The 16,185-nt window shown below is 59.8% G+C and carries 14 protein-coding genes; 8 read left to right on the forward strand and 6 right to left on the reverse strand.

Annotated elements, in window-relative coordinates:
• The first annotated feature begins 82 nt into the window (after positions 1–82).
• From K3175_RS02220 to K3175_RS02240, 5 genes are all read left to right on the forward strand, one after another.
• On the forward strand, positions 83–2,917 hold the full coding sequence (locus tag K3175_RS02220; protein ID WP_221541741.1) for a 2-oxoglutarate dehydrogenase E1 component: 2,835 nt from the start codon (positions 83–85) through the stop codon (positions 2,915–2,917).
• A 27-nt stretch (positions 2,918–2,944) separates the two neighbouring features.
• Positions 2,945–4,180, forward strand: a complete 1,236-nt coding sequence (odhB, locus tag K3175_RS02225) for a 2-oxoglutarate dehydrogenase complex dihydrolipoyllysine-residue succinyltransferase (protein WP_221541742.1) — start codon at positions 2,945–2,947, stop codon at positions 4,178–4,180.
• A 122-nt stretch (positions 4,181–4,302) separates the two neighbouring features.
• Positions 4,303–5,721 (forward strand): dihydrolipoyl dehydrogenase, encoded by a 1,419-nt coding sequence (gene lpdA / locus K3175_RS02230; RefSeq protein WP_221541743.1) that lies wholly within the window; start codon positions 4,303–4,305, stop codon positions 5,719–5,721.
• A gap of 15 nt (positions 5,722–5,736) precedes the next feature.
• A complete protein-coding gene (locus tag K3175_RS02235) occupies positions 5,737–6,585 on the forward strand; it encodes a hypothetical protein (protein WP_221541744.1) in 849 nt (282 codons plus the stop codon).
• A gap of 51 nt (positions 6,586–6,636) precedes the next feature.
• Positions 6,637–8,001 carry a serine hydrolase gene (locus K3175_RS02240; protein WP_221541745.1) on the forward strand — a complete coding sequence of 455 codons (1,365 nt, stop codon included), beginning with the start codon at positions 6,637–6,639 and terminating at the stop codon, positions 7,999–8,001.
• 40 nt (positions 8,002–8,041) lie between these two features.
• Here the strand turns inward: K3175_RS02240 and K3175_RS02245 are convergent, their stop codons facing one another.
• Entirely contained in the window at positions 8,042–9,715 is a 1,674-nt protein-coding gene (locus tag K3175_RS02245; RefSeq protein ID WP_221541746.1) for a dipeptidyl-peptidase 3 family protein, read from the reverse strand.
• 119 nt (positions 9,716–9,834) lie between these two features.
• Here K3175_RS02245 and K3175_RS02250 point away from each other — a divergent pair, with 119 nt between their 5' ends.
• Genes K3175_RS02250 through K3175_RS02260 form a run of 3 tightly spaced genes read left to right on the forward strand, consistent with a single transcriptional unit; the run spans position 9,835 to position 12,568 of the window.
• Complete coding sequence (locus K3175_RS02250) at positions 9,835–11,169, forward strand: amidase family protein (RefSeq protein WP_221541747.1); 1,335 nt, start codon at positions 9,835–9,837, stop codon at positions 11,167–11,169.
• A gap of 44 nt (positions 11,170–11,213) precedes the next feature.
• Complete coding sequence (locus K3175_RS02255; RefSeq protein ID WP_221541748.1) at positions 11,214–11,918, forward strand: PepSY domain-containing protein; 705 nt, start codon at positions 11,214–11,216, stop codon at positions 11,916–11,918.
• Positions 11,915–12,568: a trimeric intracellular cation channel family protein gene (locus K3175_RS02260; protein ID WP_221541749.1), complete on the forward strand. Its 654-nt coding sequence runs from the start codon at positions 11,915–11,917 to the stop codon at positions 12,566–12,568. Before K3175_RS02255 ends, K3175_RS02260 begins: the two co-directional genes overlap by 4 nt.
• 150 nt (positions 12,569–12,718) lie before the next feature.
• Here the strand turns inward: K3175_RS02260 and K3175_RS02265 are convergent, their stop codons facing one another.
• The 5 genes from K3175_RS02265 to rpsM form a co-directional block, all read right to left on the reverse strand.
• Complete coding sequence (locus K3175_RS02265; protein WP_221541750.1) at positions 12,719–13,303, reverse strand: hypothetical protein; 585 nt, start codon at positions 13,301–13,303, stop codon at positions 12,719–12,721.
• Between the two features lie 280 nt (positions 13,304–13,583).
• Positions 13,584–14,006, reverse strand: coding sequence for a 50S ribosomal protein L17 (rplQ, locus tag K3175_RS02270; RefSeq protein WP_221541751.1), 423 nt, complete (start codon positions 14,004–14,006; stop codon positions 13,584–13,586).
• 83 nt (positions 14,007–14,089) lie between these two features.
• Positions 14,090–15,145 carry a DNA-directed RNA polymerase subunit alpha gene (locus K3175_RS02275; protein WP_221541752.1) on the reverse strand — a complete coding sequence of 352 codons (1,056 nt, stop codon included), beginning with the start codon at positions 15,143–15,145 and terminating at the stop codon, positions 14,090–14,092.
• Positions 15,146–15,252: 107 nt separating this feature from the next.
• A complete protein-coding gene (rpsK, locus tag K3175_RS02280) occupies positions 15,253–15,642 on the reverse strand; it encodes a 30S ribosomal protein S11 (protein WP_006831904.1) in 390 nt (129 codons plus the stop codon).
• Positions 15,643–15,702: 60 nt separating this feature from the next.
• Positions 15,703–16,071, reverse strand: coding sequence for a 30S ribosomal protein S13 (gene rpsM / locus K3175_RS02285; protein ID WP_221541753.1), 369 nt, complete (start codon positions 16,069–16,071; stop codon positions 15,703–15,705).
• Positions 16,072–16,185 lie beyond the last annotated feature (114 nt).

Here is a 16,185-nt window from a genome sequence, read left to right on the forward strand (position 1 = left end):
TTTCTCCTCCCCGGGAGCCTTCCGCGCCGCCTAGGCATTGGCAGTATGAGCCGACATGAGGGTCGGCGCGAAAGGTAACCCGATGGGTAACGAGAGCCACGATTTCCTGCCCGAGATGGGCGATCAGGAAGGTCCGCAGCAGGGCCCGAGCTGGGGCAATCCCAACTGGCTGCAGCAAGTGGTCGACAGCGATGCGGACCTGACCGCGGCGCTCGATCCCACGCAGATGCGGATCGCGGTCAAACAGGCAGCTGAAAAGGCCGGCAAGGCGGCCGATCCCAAGGCGATCGAGCAGGCCGCCGACGACAGCATCCGCGCGATGCTGCTGGTCCGCCTGTATCGCGTTCGCGGCCATCTCGCTGCCGATCTCGACCCGCTGGGCCTCTCGCACCGCGATGTGCCCGAAGACCTGACGCTCGAATGGCATGGCTTCCAGGGTCAGGAAGACCGCGAAGTCTATGTCGGCGGTGTCTTCGGCTTCGAATGGGTCACCGTGGGCGAGCTCTACCGGGCCTTGCGCGAAACCTATTGCGGCAAGGTCGGCCTAGAATACATGCACATCTCGGACACGGAGGAGCGCCGCTTCCTCCAAGACAAATTCGAGACACCCGAAGATACGATCCAGTTCACCGAGGAAGGTAAGCGCGCCATCCTTGCTGCGGTGATCCGCGGCGAACAGTACGAGAAATTCCTCGGCAAGAAATACGTCGGCACCAAGCGCTTCGGCCTCGACGGCGGCGAAAGCATGATCCCGGCGCTGGAAGCGGTGATCAAATACGGCGGCCAGCTCGGCGTGCGCGAGATCATCTACGGCATGGCGCACCGCGGCCGCCTCAACGTGCTCGCCAATGTCATGGGCAAGCCTTACAAGGTCATCTTCCACGAATTCTCGGGCGGTTCGTCGAACCCCGACGATGTCGGCGGCTCGGGCGATGTGAAATACCACCTCGGGACAAGCACCGACCGCACGTTCGACGGTATCGATGTGCACATGAGCCTGGTGCCCAACCCCAGCCATCTCGAAGCGGTGAACCCGGTCGTGCTCGGCAAGAGCCGCGCGCAGCAGGCGATCCGGGACGATCTCAAGAAGCACGAGCAGGTGCTTCCCGTGCTCCTCCACGGTGATGCGGCGTTTGCCGGTCAGGGCATCGTATGGGAATGCCTTGGCTTCTCGGGCGTGCGCGGCTACAACACGGGCGGCTGCCTACACTTCGTCATCAACAACCAGATCGGCTTCACCACCAGCCCGCAATTCGCGCGCTCCTCGCCCTACCCCAGCGATGTGGCGAAGGGTGTCCAGGCACCGATTTTGCACGTCAATGGCGACGATCCCGAAGCCGTCACCTTCGCCTGCAAGCTGGCGATCGAATACCGCCAGACCTTCGGCCGCGACATCGTGATCGACATGTGGTGCTATCGCCGCTTCGGCCATAACGAAGGCGACGAACCGAAATTTACCCAGCCGGTGATGTATGACGAGATCCGCAAGCACCCCAAGGTGAGCGAGCTTTATACGAAGCGTCTCGAAGCAGAGGGCGTGATTGACCAAGGCTATGCCGACGGCTTGTGCGCGGAATTCAACGCGCATCTCGAGGAAGAATTCGCCGCTTCCAAGGATTACAAGCCCAACGAGGCCGACTGGTTCGGCGGGCGCTGGGCAGGCATGAACAAACCTGCCGATCCGGAAACAGCGCGACGCAATGTGGATTCGGGCATCGACAAGAAACTGTTCGACAGCCTGGGCCGCACGCTGACCACCGTTCCTGACGATGTGACCATTCACAAGACACTCGGCCGCGTGCTTGATGCCAAGCGCGAGATGTTCGCGACCGGCGAGGGTTTCGACTGGGCAACCGGTGAAGCGCTCGCATTCGGCAGCCTTGTGACCGAGGGCTTCGGCGTGCGTCTGTCGGGCCAGGATTCGGGCCGAGGCACCTTCAGCCAGCGGCACGCGGTCTGGACCGATCAAACCGACGAGCGCAAATATATTCCGCTGTCGACCCTTCCCCATGGCAAATTCGAAGTTTATGACAGCCCGCTGTCCGAATACGGCGTGCTCGGCTTCGAATATGGTTTCGCCATGGCGGATCCGAAGAGCCTGGTGATGTGGGAAGCGCAGTTCGGCGATTTCGCCAATGGCGCGCAGATCATGATTGACCAGTTCATCGCCGCCGGCGAAGTGAAATGGCTGCGTGCCAATGGTCTCGTGCTGTTGCTGCCGCACGGATATGAAGGCCAGGGTCCCGAGCATAGCTCCGCCCGGCTCGAACGTTTCCTGCAGCTTTGCGCGAACGACAATATCCAGGTCTGCAACATCACCACCCCGGCGAACTACTTCCATGTTCTCCGTCGGCAGATGTTGCGGTCTTTCCGTAAGCCGCTGGTCATCATGACGCCCAAGTCGCTGCTTCGCCACCCACTGGCGAAATCCAGTGCCGGCGAGTTCATGGACGATCACCACTTCATGCGGATCAAGTCCGACCTGACCGAGATCGAGGACAGCAAGGTAAAACGTCTCGTCCTGTGCAGCGGCAAGGTCGCCTACGACCTGATGCAGCGCCGTGACGAAGCAGAGCTCGAAGACGTTTCGATCGTGCGCATCGAACAGCTTTATCCCTTCCCCGGGGAACCGCTGGCCGCCCGCCTCGAGCGAATGAGCAATCTGGAAACCATCGTCTGGTGCCAGGAAGAACCCAAGAACAACGGCGCGTGGTTCTTCGTCGATCGCCTGATCGAAGAAGCCGCCACCAAGGCTGGCAAGGATGGTATGCGTCCCTGCTATGCCGGTCGGGAAGTCGCTGCGTCACCTGCCACCGGCTTTGCCAGCCGCCACCAGATTCAGCAGGAAGCACTCGTAAACATTGCGCTCGGCCTGAATGACGGCGACAATTCCGCCGCCACCAGCACGTGCAACTGATTGAGGCCTGAAAAGGAACATTACACCATGGCCACCGAAGTCAAAGTCCCCACGCTCGGCGAGAGCGTTACCGAAGCCTCCATCGGCGAGCTGCTCAAGAATGTCGGCGACAGCGTCGCAGTGGACGAACCCATCGTCAGCCTCGAAACCGACAAGGTTGCGGTCGAGGCGCCATCGCCGATCGCCGGGGTGATCAAGGAATTCAAGGTCGCCGTGGGCGATACCGTCGAAGTGGGCGCTGTGCTGGCAGTGATCGAGGAAGGCGGCGCTGGCGCCGCTCCATCGAGCGAGCCCAAGGCAGAAGCACCCGACGCAGGTGTCGAGAAAGCCGCTCCTGCACAGGCCAAGGAAGCTACTGGCAGCGATGCCTCGCAGACGCTCTCGCCTGCCGTGCGCCGCGCCGTGCTCGAGCACGGCGTTGACCCGTCGACCATCAAGGGCACCGGCAAGGACGGGCGCCTCACGAAGGAAGACGTAATTGCGGCTGCGAAAGCAAAGGGTGACAGCCCGGCCCCCGCTCCCGCTCCAGCCTCTTCTGCCCCTGCGCCCGCCGCTTCCGGCGAACGCCGCGAGGAACGCGTCAAGATGACGCGCATGCGCCAGACCATCGCCAAGCGTCTGAAAGGCGCGCAGGACAATGCCGCGCTGCTCACCACCTTCAACGACGTCGACATGAGCGCCGTCATGGAAGCGCGCGGCAAATACAAGGACATGTTCGCCAAGAAGCACGACATCCGTCTCGGCTTCATGGGCTTCTTCGCCAAAGCCGCCTGCCTTGCACTGAAGGACGTACCGGCGGTCAACGCCTATATCGAGGGCGACGAGATCGTTTATCACGATTATGTCGACATCTCGGTTGCCGTATCGGCTCCCAATGGCCTCGTCGTCCCAGTCATCCGTGACGCGCAGGACAAGGGTTTTGCGCGCATCGAAAAGGACATCGCGGACTTCGGTAAGCGTGCCAAGGAAGGAACGCTGACGATGGAAGACATGAAGGGCGGTACCTTCACCATTTCCAACGGCGGCGTCTTCGGATCGCTGATGTCGACCCCGATCATCAATCCGCCGCAGAGTGCCGTCCTCGGCCTCCATCGCATCGAGGATCGCCCGGTTGTCGTCGATGGCGAGATCGTCATCCGCCCGATGATGTATATCGCCCTGTCCTACGACCACCGGCTGATCGACGGCCGCGAGGCTGTGACCGCGCTCAAGATCATTAAGGAAGCGATCGAAGATCCCACCCGGATGCTGATCGACCTCTAAGAAGTTATCGCAATCCTACCCCCGTTCGGGCTGAGCCTGTCTAAGCCCTGCTCTTCTTTTGAGAGCGACGGACCAAAAGAAAGTGCAGCCCTTCGACAGGCTCGGGGCGAACGGAGTTTAGAATGGCCGACCATTCCTACGACTACGACGTCCTTGTCATCGGAGCTGGCCCGGGTGGCTATGTCGCCGCAATTCGCGCTGCGCAGCTAGGCCTGAAAACGGCCTGCGCCGAAAGCCGCGAGACGCTGGGCGGGACCTGCCTCAACGTGGGCTGCATCCCTTCCAAAGCCATGCTGCATGCGTCCGAGTTCTACGATGCCGCCGCCAATGGCGCGATGGCCGAGATGGGAATCGACGTAAAGCCGACCCTCAATCTCGAACAGATGCACGCCCAGCGCCGCGACGCGGTAAAGGGTCTGACCGGCGGTATCGAGTTCCTGTTCAAGAAGAACAAGGTCGACTGGAAAAAGGGCCACGCCACCTTCCAGGATGCGCACACGGTGAAGGTCGGCGACGAAACCGTCACCGCCAAGAACATCATCATCGCCACCGGTTCCTCCGTCACCCCGCTGCCGGGTGTGGAGGTCGACAATGACGCAGGCGTGGTGGTCGATTCCACCGGCGCGCTCGAGTTGCCTGCCGTGCCGAAGAAGATGGTCGTCATCGGCGGCGGTGTGATCGGGCTGGAAATGGGCTCGGTCTGGAACCGCCTTGGCGCGGAAGTCATCGTGGTGGAATATCTCGATAAGCTGCTGCCGGGCATGGACGACGATGTCCGCAAGGAAGCCGCAAAGATCTTCAAGAAGCAGGGCATGGAACTGCGCCTGTCGACCAAGGTCACCGGCTGCAGCGTCGACGGAAAGACTGCCTCTCTTACGCTCGAACCGGCAGCAGGCGGCGAAGCGGAGACGCTTGAAGCCGATTGCGTGCTGGTATCGATCGGCCGCCGTCCGAACACCGATGGGCTTGGTCTCGACACCATCGGCCTTGAAACCAACAAGCGCGGCCAGATCGAAACCGAGCAGGATTTCCGCACTGCCGTAGACGGCGTTTGGGCTATCGGTGACTGCGTTCCTGGCCCCATGCTCGCTCACAAGGCGGAAGACGAAGGTATCGCCTGCGCCGAGAACATCGCGGGCCAGACCGGGATCGTGAATCACGATATCATCCCGGGCGTAGTCTACACCTTGCCCGAATTCGCCGGTGTCGGCCTGACCCAGGAAGAAGCCATCGAGAAGATGGGCGGCGACAAGGCCAAGATCAAAGTCGGCAAGTTCCCGATGATGGCCAACAGCCGCGCAAAGACCAACCACGAACCGGACGGCTTCGTGAAGATCATCGCCGAAGCGGAAAGCGACCGTGTGCTAGGTGTGTGGTGCATCAACAATGTCGCCGGCACGATGATCGCGCAGGCCGCCCAAGCCATGGAATTCGGCGCGACTTCCGAAGACATCGCCTACACTTGCCATGCCCATCCGACGCATTCCGAAGCGATCAAGGAAGCGGCCATGGCCGTACAGGGCAAGGCCATCCACGTCTGAGGACGACAAACTGACATGACCGAGAGGCGATCGATCCGGCGGACCCTAGAGCTCGCGCGGACGGTCGCCTTTCCGATTCTTGGCGGATTGCTGATCTTCTGGTGGCATGATGCGCCTGCGCACTATGCGTGGATCAATATCGCCGCATTTCTGATTGGTTTGTTGGCAATCCATTTCATTCGTCCAGCCGGATCGCTGGCGAGCGCCAGGCTGTTATGCGGCCTCGCCATCGCCATTCTCGCGCTGCCGCTGGTCACCGGCCCCCAACTGGACGGAGTGAGCCGCTGGCTGCCGATCGGGCCGCTCACGCTAAACTCCGGCCTTCTAGCCATCCCACTGCTCGCCTTGGCGGCATTGCGCGATGGCAAGCTGGGCTGGGCCTTTCTGGCGGCTGCCCTGCTGATGGCCTCACTGCAACCTGATGCTGCCGCTGTCCATGCCCTTGCCGCCGCCGCCGGAGCGTGGATGTTGGTCCACGAAACGAGATGGGGCTTGGCGGTCACCGGGGCGGCGATAGGTGTGGGCAGCTTTCTCCTGGAGCAGCCCTCCCTCTCCCCGGTTCCTTTCGTGGAATATCTCGTTCCCATGCTCTGGCATGAAATGGGTGTACCAACTCAGGCCGTCGGCTTGGTGGTGTTGCTGCTTGCGCCGCTGTTCTACCTGTTGAGGAGCGAGGCTGCCCTGACTTCCGATCGGCGTGCAATAGCCTTGGTCTATGGCGCGTTCCTGGGATCTTCCTTTCTCGCGCCCTACCCCGTGCCGTTCGCTGGATATGGGGCTTCCGCAATAATTGGTCTCATGGCGGCGCTCGGCTGCCTGCGGGATTCTTCAGCACAAATCGCGACCGAAGATCAGTTGGCTTGAATTCGCGCCGCCAAGGTGTATTGCTTATGCAAGTCACCTAGGGAGGAAGTGATGAAAAGACTACGCCTGACCGCCTGGGCCATGGCACCCGTTGCGGTGATCCTAGCCACGCCATCTGCATCCGCACAAGACGCAGCCCGGATGGATCAGGCCGTATCGGCATCAGCCGAGGATCAGAGCTTCATGGGGACCGCTCTTGTCGCGATCGGCGATGATATCCTTTTGGACAAAGCTTATGGTTCGGCCAATCTCGAATGGGATATTGCCAACAGTACGGATACCAAGTTCCGCATCGGGTCCGTGACCAAGCAATTTACCGCCGCGGCAATCCTGATGTTGCAGGAACGCGGCAAGCTGGACATCGACGAGAAGGTAGGCACCTATTGGACCGACGCACCGGACAGCTGGAACGCGATCACTTTAAGGCACTTGCTCAACCACACTTCGGGCATCCCCAACGTCACCGATTTCGATGACTTTGGTAAGTGGAAATATCTTCCGACCACGCGGGATGAGATGATCGCTCGTTTCGCCGGTAGCGAATTGGAATTCGTACCCGGTGAGAAATGGAGCTATTCCAATTCCGGCTATCTGCTGCTTGCAGCGGTGATCGAGGAAGTGTCTGGCCAATCCTACAGCGACTTCGTCGAGGAGAAAATTTTCACGCCGTTGGGGATGGAAGACACTGCGATAGACCTTACAGCCCAGATCGTGCCGAAGCGCGCTTCCGGCTATTCTCCCTCGGGCACCGGGCCGCTCAATGCCGATTATGTCGATATGGGCATCCCGAGTGGTGCGGGCGCCTTGTATTCGACCACGCACGATCTGCTGAAATGGGAGCGCGGATTGTTCGGCGGCGCACTCTTGAAACCCGAAACGGTCGTCTTGATGACGGCACCTTCTGTGGAAGCCATGCCCGGCTCATCCTACGCGATGGGCGTTCTTGTAACCGAAGACGAGGATGGTACGCTCATCTGGCATGGCGGCGGTATTGAGGGCTTCAACGCTTTCCTCGCCCATGATCCCGAGCGTGACATCACGGTGGCGGTTCTTGCCAACATCAACGGCGGGGCGGCGAACAAGCTTGGGCAATCGCTGGTTACGCTCGCGCGCGGAGGTGAAATCGAACTGGCGAGCGAGCGAACGGAGATCACCGTCGATCCGGAAACACTTGCCGAATACGAGGGAAGCTACGAGCTGGCGCCCGGCTTCATGCTGAAATTCTGGGTCGAAGGCGAGCAATTGATGACGCAGGCGACCAACCAGCCCGCCTTCCCGGTCTTTGCGCAGAAGGCCGACCATTTCTTCCTCAAGGTCGTGGACGCGAAGCTCGAGTTCAACCGTGATACCGCCGGCGAAGTCACGTCGGTAACCCTGCACCAGAACGGCGCCGTTATGACAGGCGCCAAACAATGAGATGAATGCGCCTGCCCCGATGCGAGGCAGGCGCGTTTCCTCATACCTCGTTCGGGTAGATTGGTTGAATATCTACCGGAATGTCCGACATGGCGGCGAATCTGCCGCGGGCCCAATCGTCGAGCTTAGCGTAGCGGGCAAAGAAAGCTTTGGTGCCCTCGTAATCACCGCGTGCCTGCAACATCAGTTGGTCGTGCAGAAGGTCGCGAAGGCCAGTTTCCATCTTGGCGTAATCGACCACATATCGATTGGATGAGGCGTCCCAGCGGAACGCGCCCTTTTCCTTGAGATAGCCGTACTGCAGCGCCGCGCCCTTGCCATGCGCCTCATCGATGCCGAAGCGCATGGACCGGAAGAGCCCCGCCATATAGCTCGCGAGCGCGCTTTCCTTTTCCGACATGGGCAGTTCGCCCTTTTTCATCATGAACATGAGGTTCCACATGCCCATCACGTCGGCCTTGGACTCTTCCAGCGCCGAATATTGCTCCTTGAGCTCTTCGTTTACCGTGGTCTGACGCCCATCAACCGTGATCGTACCGGGCCCGAGGCTGTGCGAAAGTTCATGGAACAGCGTAAACAGCTCCATGTATTTCTTGGCCACCAGAGCCGACTGATCCTGTTTCAGGACCACGTCCCCGATGGGATCGAGAATCCGCTCGTATTTCGCGCCCAGCACGTTGGCCAGAATGACCTTCTTGGCCCCCTTGGCTTCTCGCACACGCTCGTCATTGGGCAGATTGAAAGCGATGGTCTGGACGCCGGGCACATTATCACCGCCGCCGTGAACCTGATCCGCAACAGCAATGGGGCTTTCGAACCCGCGCTGGAAGTTCTTGTACTGATCCTCGATCGGAAGGTTCGCTTCCATGTCTCTGAGGTAGTTCTTGTACTTCGCCAAGGCGGCGCTTTCCTCGGGGTTGCGCAAGGTCACGAAGCTTTCGAAGGCGGTCTTCGTGCCGTAAAGCCTGTCGGTATAGACTTCGTACGGGCCGATCGCGATTTCGATGGGCGTGTCCTTCAAATCCATCCAGGCCATTTCGCTTTCGAAATAATCGTCGGTCAGGAATGACCGCGCGCGCAAGGCCAGGAATTTCTTGAGGCTGGGATTGGTCGTGATCTGAGCCGCCTGTTCAAGCAGGCGTGACGCAGGGATGAGCCACTCGGCATATTCCTCGCTATAGGGTACGGCGACAAGACGATCGCCGTCGCGCTTCACGACCGTATAGGGATTCAGCAGCTCGTCACGCTGGCCTGGATTTGCCGCGAGATAGGCATCGAATTCTGCGCGCGTGAGATCGGTGGGATAGAAGCCAGCCCCTTCGGGCAATTCTTCCGTCCCCCAGAATGGATGAAATTCGTCGAGATCGTCCCACGCGCCATAGTAACGATCGAACATTGCGAGAAGCACATCACGATTTGCGATCCTGCTGCGGCTGATTGCCTGGCGGATTTCCGGATTGGCGGCAAAGCGTTGGCGAAGATAAATTTCGTCCATGTAACCGCTCGCATCGATCAGCAGATTGACGACCTGCCGTTCTTCCTCGCTGAGATAGCTGGTATCGGGATCCATCTCGATCTGTGCCAGCTTGGCGTATTGCGCATTCAGATCATAACCTTCACCCGCAGACCTATCGGTGCTGGCAATACCGGTCTCGGTCATGACTGGTGCACAGGCCGCCGTGGCGAGCAAAAGCGGCAAAATGGCATGACGCATTAGGAATTCCTTCGTCTCGAAATAGTAGCCAGGCCCTAAACGAGAACTTCCATTATGTCTTGCACAGCGTTGAGCGGTATGGTCCGGTGACGCGACGCAAAGCGCGAGAGGAGAGTGGCTTGGCCTATCCGACTTTGACCCAGTTGCCCGGCGCGCTGGAAACCGCCGCCATGATTGCGCGCGGGAAATTATCGCCCTTGGAGGCGGTGGATTCGGCCATCAATCGGATCGAGCGGATGGACGCGCATATCAACGCAGTGGTGGTCTGTGATTTCGATCGGGCGCTCTCCGCCGCAAAGGCGGCCACCAGCAACAGACCTTCGGGCAAGCTTCCCCTGTTCGGCGTCCCGATGACGATCAAGGAAAGCTTCGATATCGAAGGTTTGCCTACCTGTTGGGGCCATGCAGCCCATGCCGACAATATCGCCAAACGAGACTCGGCAGTCGTTCGCAAGCTCAAGGATGCTGGCGCAATCTTTCTCGGCAAGACCAATGTCCCTCCCGATCTTGCAGACTGGCAGTCGGCCAATCCGGTTTATGGCCGTACGCATAATCCGCACGACCACGAGCGCTCGCCCGGCGGCTCTTCCGGGGGATCGGCGGCAGCCGTGGCGAGTGGGATGGTTCCGTGCGAATTCGGCACCGACATCGGCGGTTCCGTTCGCGTGCCGGCGCATTTCTGCGGGATCTGGGGGCATAAAACGAGCTGGGGCCTGATAAGCAAGGAAGGCCACGAGCATCCACTCATGGCTGGCCGACCGGCCCATGATGGTGTGCTCAGTATCGCCGGGCCGCTGGCGCGTAACGCACAGGATCTCTCGGCACTGGTCGAATTGACCGCGCAAATTCCGCTGAGGCGGCGCACGAAGACGCTCACCGATTGCCGCTTGCTTGTCATTACCGATCATCCCTCCTGCCCCGTGGACGAAACTGTGCTTCGCCCGATGGAGGATATGATCGCGGAACTGGAGAAGGCGGGCGCGCGGATTGATCGCTCCAGCGATCTGGTTCCCGATCTCGCAAAACAGAATTCCGACTACGTGCGGATGCTGAGCATTGCCATGGCGCGCGGTGCGCCGGGCAAGGACGGCAAGCGCGCGAGCGCAACCGATTGGTTCGACCTGCTCGATCTTCAGGCGCGCAATGTAAGTGCGTGGGACGATCTCTTTGCAGTCTACGACTTTGTCATCGCCCCGCCCGCCCCGGTCCTCGCCATACCGAGCCGCAAAGGATCAGTCTTCGAGGGCGATTTGGAAATCGACCGCCAATCGCGACGTGGTGCGGACGCCCTTGCCTGGGCAGGCCTGGCCACCTTTCCCAACCTGCCTGCCACCGTCCTACCGATCGGCGAGAACGACGGATTGCCTTGCGGGGCACAGATCATGGGGCCTCGCTGGTCCGATCTCGACACCATTGGCGTCGCCGCGGAAATAGGCAAGCACTTGCACTCCTGAGCGCAAATGCTCAAAGGCCCGCCGCGGACGACGGAGGAATATCCATGGGACAGCAACGCGCGATGAGGCGCTTCGCCGCTTGGCATATCTGGCTAGGCTGGCTGGTCGGCTTGCCGATATTGATGTGGACCCTGACCGGACTCATCATGGTCATCAAACCGATCGAGGAAGTCCGAGGCAATCACCTGCGCAAGGACGTCGCCGAGGTAGCACTTCCCAGCGATACAAATATTTCCGTTTCGCTTCCCTCTGATAGCACCGATCCGGTTCGCTCGGTCACCACTCAGGTCGAGCGCGGCGAGACTGTCACGCGCATCACTTACATGGACGGCACCAGCGAACGCTTCCGTCCGGATGGCAAGAGAATGTCGCCGCTCTCCGAAGTGGAGGCGCGGATGATCGTGGATGAGAATATCGTGGGCGGCGATAAGATCGTCAGTTCCAAGCGCTTTGCGGCTGATGAACCATCCTCGGACTTTCGCCGCCCGGTTCCAGTCTGGCAAATCGGGCTTCAGGATGGAACTCATGTTTATGTAGGCACCGAAACAGGCGCAATCGAAGCCGTGCGCACACGGTGGTGGCGGACTTTCGATTTCATGTGGGGCCTTCACATCATGGACCTCGAGACGCGTGAGGACACGAGCCATCCAACGCTTATCCTTTTCGCGTCTCTGTCGGTAATAGGCAGCCTACTCGGCTGCGTGTTACTGTTCCGGCGTCGTAAAAGCCGGGTCAGAGTGGCCGCATGAACGAGGAAGTTCTTACTCCCGTTCTGGACTGGCTCGATCTGGCCGGCGTGATGATCTTCGCGCTCACAGGCGCTCTGGTGGCCGCGAAGGAGCGCCAAACGTTAGTCACGCTGTCCTTCTTTGCACTGGTGACGGGCGTCGGCGGCGGCACGATCCGCGACCTCCTGATCGGCGCCAGAGTATTCTGGATCGAAGACCCGTGGGTTGCGGCCATCTGTCTCGGCGTCGCTCTGTTCGCCTGGTTCACGCCGACACGGTGGTGGGAAGGACGTTTTCTGTCGATAGCCGATGGCGCTGGCCTGGCCGCCTATGCCGTTCTCGGATCGGCCAAGGCTCTCGAATACGGGGTGCCGCCGGTTCCTGCCGTGCTGATGGGCATCATCACGGGAACGGCAGGCGGAATGATCCGTGATGTTCTGGCTGGTCGCCCGTCTATCCTGATGCGCCCCGAACTTTACGTAACGGCGGCCGCGCTGTCCGCCAGCCTCACCGTGATCGGGGAGCCATTACCCTTCGGAAGTTGGGTAATCTGGACTGCCGCAGCGCTGGCAGGCTTCACGCTTCGCCTGGCCGCCATCATGATGAACCTGGCTCTGCCTTCCTATGACGAACGCGGGCCCAAGACGGATCAGGACCCGAAAACCCGGTAAACAGTTCCGTTCTCAAGGTCGCCATCGACCGCTCCAGACCCATCGTCATGACCACAAACGCAAGGCCGTTGGGTAGTAATTTGATTGAACCGCGAAGAAAAGCGGCCCGGACGAACACGTCCGGGCCGTAAGCATCAATTCCATTCGGTATTAGCGAAGTCCGCGTATTCCGCTGTAATCGACCTTGCTCACTCGCCCTCTATCGATATAGCACGTGAACTTGCCCGCGTCTCTGCTGCGGCTGCTGTAACGGCGATCCCTGCGATCATATCTGTCGTAACGATCGTAGCGGCCCCCGCGGTTTTCAACCTCGATACGGCCCTTCACTCTCCAGCCATAACGCGTGTCGTCGACATCCCGGATTTGCGTTACCTGAGCCCAGCGATACCCACCGTACCGGCGCGCATCGCGACTGGCGGCATTAACGCACCGCTCGACCGCTGCGCGCGGATTGCCGCGCTGGCGATAGGCATGACGGCGATAATCGCTTCCATCCCGATAATAAGCGCCGTCGCGGTAATACCGGTCACCGCGATAATAGTCGCGGTCTCTGTTTGAAGATCCGGCAATAGCGGCAATTCCACCGATGATAACTGCACCTGCAATTACCTCGCCGATCGAAATTCCGTCATCGCGATCTCGCGCCTGAACAGGCGTTGCGCCCGCAAGCGCCATGGCGCCGAGTGACGCTGTCGCAATCCCACCTTTTGCGAGCATCCTTAAGTTGAAAGTCATGTGAGGCCCTCCTCATTCTTATACCGCGACGGGATTGCCTCGGTTGACCATCTTTCTAGAAGCGCGACGTTGAGACGACGCTGAATTGCAGATGCAGGAAACGTTCATCTCAAGCGGTATTTATATTAACCGCAGGTTCCTGCTCGACCATCCCAGACATGATGAAGGCGTGCGCCAGTTTCCTAGGCACCTCAGCAGATCGACCAGAACCCCGAAGACAAAAAGAAAAGGGCCGGAAGAACACTTCCGGCCCCTTGCTGATCTCGTGGAAAACGAACGCTTATGCGTCTACCATTTCCTCTTCTTCGGCCATCACCGGGCCGCTGTCCTGACCCTTCGCATCGACATCGCGATCAACGAGTTCGATGACTGCCATCGCCGCTGCGTCGCTGCCACGGTAGCCCGCCTTGATAACGCGCGTATAACCGCCATCCCGGTCAGAATAACGCTCGGCGAGAACTTCGAACAGCTTCTTAAGCTGCGTTTCATCCTGCAGCTTGCTCATGGCAAGGCGACGGTTTGAAAGACCGCCACGCTTTGCCAGCGTGATGAGCTTTTCGATGTACGGACGCAGTTCCTTGGCTTTGGCCTGCGTGGTGAGGATCTGTTCGTGCTTGATGAGCGCAGCGCTCATGTTGCGGAACAGTGCCTTGCGGTGGCCGGTCTTACGCTGAAGCTTACGACCTGAAATCTTATGACGCATTGTATTTCCTTCTTCGTTCGAAAAGGGCCCGTTCAAGGTAGCCCAGTGCTGGCGGCGGTTCGGGCCCGCCGCCCCTGCCCTGATTAGCCGAGAAGTTCCTGTTCGAGCTTCTTGGCCATTTCTTCGATGTTTTCAGGCGGCCAGCCCGGGATGTCCATGCCGAGGCGCAGACCCATCGAGCTCAGGACTTCCTTGATCTCGTTGAGTGACTTGCGGCCGAAGTTCGGCGTACGGAGCATCTCGGCCTCGGTCTTCTGGACCAGGTCGCCGATGTAGATGATGTTGTCGTTCTTGAGGCAGTTCGCCGAACGCACCGACAGTTCCAGTTCGTCCACCTTCTTGAGAAGGTAGCGGTTAAGCTGGTTACTGTCGCTTTCCTGCGGCTCTGCAGACTGACCGACCATCGCCGAGGTAGGCTGCGGAATACCGTCTTCGAAATGCACGAACAGCGTCAGCTGGTCCTGAAGAATACGAGCAGCATAAGCAACGGCGTCTTCCGGCGTCACAGTGCCATCGGTATCGATGGTGAGGCTGAGCTTGTCGTAGTCCAGTTCCTGGCCAACACGAGCATTCTCGACCTTGTAGCTGACCTGGCGAACAGGCGAATACAGGCTGTCTACCGGGATGAGGCCGATCGGTGCATCCACCGGGCGGTTCATCACGGCGGGGCGATACCCCTTACCGGTGTCGGCAGTCAGTTCCATGTTCAGCGTCGCGCCTTCGTCGAGATGACAGATCACGAGATCCTTGTTCATCACTTCGATGTCGCCCGACACGGCGATGTCGCCGGCCTTTACTTCGCCCGGACCGGTCGCGGAGAGCTGAAGGCGCTTCATGCCCTCACCTTCCATCTTGAGCGCGATCTGCTTCACGTTCAGGACGATGTCGGTAACGTCCTCGCGCACGCCAGCGAGCGAGGAGAATTCGTGAAGCACGTTCTCGATCTTGATCGAGGTAATCGCTGCGCCCTGAAGCGAGGACAGAAGCACGCGGCGCAGAGCGTTACCGAGCGTCAGGCCAAAGCCGCGCTCGAGAGGCTCAGCCACGAAAGTAGCCTTGCGGCCCTTGTCGCCACTATCCTTGATGTCGAGGGTGTTGGGTTTCTTGAGTTCCTGCCAGTTCTTGTTGTTGACGGACATGGATTTCCCCTGGTGTGGATGCGGGCAGGACCGGAGCTCAAGCGAGCGTCCGGTCCGTGAAAATGTGTCGGTGGCTCAGCGGATCCGAGCCACCAGGCAGGTACGGATCAGACGCGACGACGCTTGGAAGGACGAACCCCGTTGTGCGGGATCGGCGTCACGTCGCGGATCGAGGTGATCGTGAAGCCCACAGCAGCGAGACCGCGCAGCGCACTTTCACGGCCCGAACCCGGACCCTTAACTTCTACTTCAAGGGTACGCACGCCGTGCTCCGCAGCCTTGCGGCCTGCATCGTCGGCAGCAACCTGAGCCGCATAGGGAGTCGACTTGCGGCTTCCCTTGAAGCCCATCATGCCGGCACTGGACCAGCTGATGGCATTGCCTTGCGCATCCGTGATGGTGATCATGGTGTTGTTGAAGCTGGCGTTGATATGCGCAACGCCGCTCGAGATGTTCTTTTTGTCGCGGCGCCTAACGCGGCCGGGTTCGCGTGCCATGGTTCTGTATTCCTCTATTCTATCAAGAAGGGAAAAGCCTGAGGGACAAAGCCCCGAAGCTTACTTCTTCTTGCCAGCGATCGGCTTGGCCTTACCCTTGCGGGTACGGGCATTGGTGTGAGTGCGCTGACCACGAACGGGCAAGCCGGCACGGTGACGCAGGCCACGATAAGAACGCAAGTCCATGAGGCGCTTGATGTTCATCGCGGTGTCACGGCGAAGGTCACCTTCAACCATGTGCTCTTCGTCGATGGTTTCACGAATACGAAGAACTTCTTCGTCGGTCAGATCCTGCACGCGGCGAGCGTGATCGATGCCAAGCTTGTCGGCGATCTGAACGGCCGTGGTGCGACCGATCCCGTGAATATAGGTGAGCGCGATGATAACGCGCTTGTTGGTGGGGATATTTACCCCGGCAATACGAGCCACTTAATTCTCCATGCTCCACAGGGTCGTTTGGAAGCGCGACCCCATCTCAACGCCTTCTTCATTCTTAGCATCGGACGCCATAAGCGCAGAAAATCCGGATGGCGCGCTAATAAG

Source organism: Qipengyuania aestuarii (assembly GCF_019711535.1).
GTDB classification, from domain to species: Bacteria; Pseudomonadota; Alphaproteobacteria; order Sphingomonadales; family Sphingomonadaceae; genus Qipengyuania; species Qipengyuania aestuarii.